The organism is Nitrosophilus sp. (genome assembly GCF_982775275.1).
Genome location: NZ_CEXZHP010000267.1, coordinates 1 through 1,582, shown reverse-complemented (window position 1 = coordinate 1,582; position 1,582 = coordinate 1). Strand labels below are relative to the sequence as shown.

The following is a 1,582-nucleotide window of genomic DNA, read 5'->3' as shown; positions in this document are numbered from 1 at the left end:
CGTCCACGCCCACGACGTCATCACCGTTGATGTCGGTCGGACAATCATCGTTGCCGCCACCGCCTTCGCAGACGATGTCAGCGCAGGTTGAGCCTTCGCCGTACCACGTGCCTGCGAAGCGCAGGCAGTCAACCTCGGACGCTTGCGCGACACACTCCGTCGTACAGCACGCTCCGAGCGCCGGACAGACATCGGTCACGATGTTGCCGATCACGTCGTCCCAGTCGCCAGCGATCCGCGCGACCTCGACCAGTTCGTTGATCGGTACGCGCTGACGAAACGTGCCGAAATGCACACCTTCGCCAATGAGCTGGCCGAGACCAATGCCGGTATTGCCGAGATCGTGATCCCGCCCGGCTCGTCGATGATCGGCAAAAGCGCGCGTGATGTCTGGATGCGCAAGACCTATGGCATCGCCATGGTTGCTCTGCATCGTGATGGCGAGACGCTGCTGGAAGGCGATGATATCCGTAACATGCCTCTGCAGGCTGGCGATACGCTGGTGGTCCATACCGCCTGGGAGGCCCTGGCCCGACTGGAAAACGACAGCGATTTTGTCGTCGTCACCACTGAATACCCACATGAGGAACTTCGCCCGCACAAGGTTGGCTGGGCGTTGCTGTTCTTCCTGATCGCCTTGTCGATGGTGCTGTTTTCCGACATCCGTCTGTCGGTGGCGCTACTGACTGGCGCTGTCGGCATGGTGCTGAGCGGCGTCCTCAAGGTCGAGGAGGCTTACAAAGCGGTTTCCTGGAAGACGGTTTTTCTGCTCGCCAGCCTGATCCCCCTGGGACTGGCGGTAGAGCAGACCGGCACGGCCAAATGGATCGCCGATCAGACACTTGCCATCGTGGGCGACATGCCTGTCTGGATCATTCAAACCGCCGTGGCTGCGCTGGCGACTTTTTTCACGCTGGTCATGTCGAATGTCGGGGCGACGGTGCTGCTGGTACCACTCGCGGTCAATATTGCACTGGGCGTGGGCGCCGATCCGGCTGTGTTCGCGCTGACCGTTGCGATCGCCACCTCCAACTCCTTCCTGATCCCCACCCATCAGGTCAATGCATTGATCATGGGACCGGCAGGTTACCGCGTACCTGATTTCGTTCGCGCCGGCAGTATCATGACTGGGCTCTTCCTGATCGTCATGATGATCGTCATGTCATTGTTGTACTAGGGAGAAAAGACCATGCAAGACTCATCGACCAGCGTCCACCCGGCAACGCCAGACACAAGAAAGAAAGAGCGAAGGAAAGATGCGCCCAAGCGCTCGATCCGCAAGGTGCTGGCAACATTCGCCATCATCGTACTGGAATCCATCGCGCTCTATTACGAAGGCACCAACCCGGAGATCGTCAGGGTCGGCATGATCCTGCTGCTGACCATCTATCTGTTTGCCTTTGAAATCGTCGATGTGGACATTGCCGCCGTCACTATCATGGTGGTGCTCGGGCTGACTGACCTCTTCGCGCCCTGGATCGGGTTGGAGAAAGGGTTGGTGCCACCGGAACATCTGTTCGACGGATTCTCCAGTAATGCGGTGATCTCGATCATCGCCGTCATGATCATCGGCGCGGGGCTG

1 protein-coding gene and 2 pseudogenes are annotated in these 1,582 nt (G+C 59.1%); 2 read left to right on the top strand and 1 reads right to left on the bottom strand.

What is annotated here, in order from left to right:
- Window positions 1-295, bottom strand: a 295-nt coding sequence (locus tag AC30RD_RS09115; RefSeq protein ID WP_489494213.1) for a BPTI domain-containing protein, incomplete at its 3' end; no start/stop codon positions are given.
- Window positions 296-316: 21 nt separating this feature from the next.
- Here AC30RD_RS09115 and AC30RD_RS09110 point away from each other — a divergent pair.
- Together AC30RD_RS09110 and AC30RD_RS09105 are read left to right on the top strand one after the other, a co-directional pair.
- Window positions 317-1,177: pseudogene (locus AC30RD_RS09110) on the top strand (SLC13 family permease); the annotation flags it as partial.
- 12 nt (window positions 1,178-1,189) lie between these two features.
- Window positions 1,190-1,582, top strand: a pseudogene (locus AC30RD_RS09105) (hypothetical protein); the annotation flags it as partial.